This window comes from Natrinema soli, assembly GCF_028618695.1.
In genome coordinates this window covers 1-750 of record NZ_JAQIVI010000443.1, presented here as the reverse complement: position 1 = coordinate 750, position 750 = coordinate 1, and the positions used below count along the sequence as shown (strand labels likewise).

The 750-nt window shown below is 69.9% G+C and carries 1 pseudogene; it reads right to left on the bottom strand.

The window, feature by feature from the left end:
- Positions 1-750 (bottom strand): annotated as a pseudogene (locus PGX04_RS23505) (magnesium chelatase); the annotation flags it as partial.

Genomic DNA, 750 nt, shown 5'->3' with positions numbered 1-750 from the left:
ACCGGACGCGGGTTCGGTACGGACTCGAGCGCCCCGGTTGTCCGTGCTCGGTGCCGTGCTCGCCCGCGTTCCCGTGGTGCTCACGGCCGCGCTTTCATTTCTCTCGGTGGTCGGCGTCTCGAGGTCCGGTGCCCGCGCCTCGCCGATCCCCACGCGCTGCTGGCCGGGAACGAGCGGCTGAGCGGTTTCGTCCTCGTCACCGTCATCGGACGACTCGTCCCCTTCCGAGTCGCGCTCACTCGAGTCGTCGTCCGAACTGCTATCACCCGTATCAGCGGACGAGCGATTCGGCGATGCCGGCTGGTCGCCGCCCGCCGGTCGTTGGTCGGGTCCGGAGTCCTCGCCGTCGTCACCGTCGGATTCGGGATCGTTGTCGTCACTCGAGCCGTCGCCGTCCGCACCGCCGTCGCCACTGCCGGATCCGTCGTCTCCGTCCGACTCGCGATCGCCGCGCTCGTCTCCGTCTCCCGGTTCGGTTCCGGGTTCCGGATCGTCGCCGTCGTCGGTCCCATCACCGTCGTCCACGTCACTTCCGTCTGATTCGTTTCCCGCTCCGTCGCCCTCGTCCGGCGACTCCTCGTCGAACCGGTCCTCGAGCAGGTCGTCGAGCTCCGGTTCGTCCTCGAAGGGGGTGCTCCGGAGGCGGTGGGGGAGCGCGTACGTCGCGGCTTCGTGGATATCGGGCTCGATGACCGTCTCGCGGCCCTCGAGCGCGGCCAGCGTCATGGCAGTCCGCGCGGTGGCGACGTC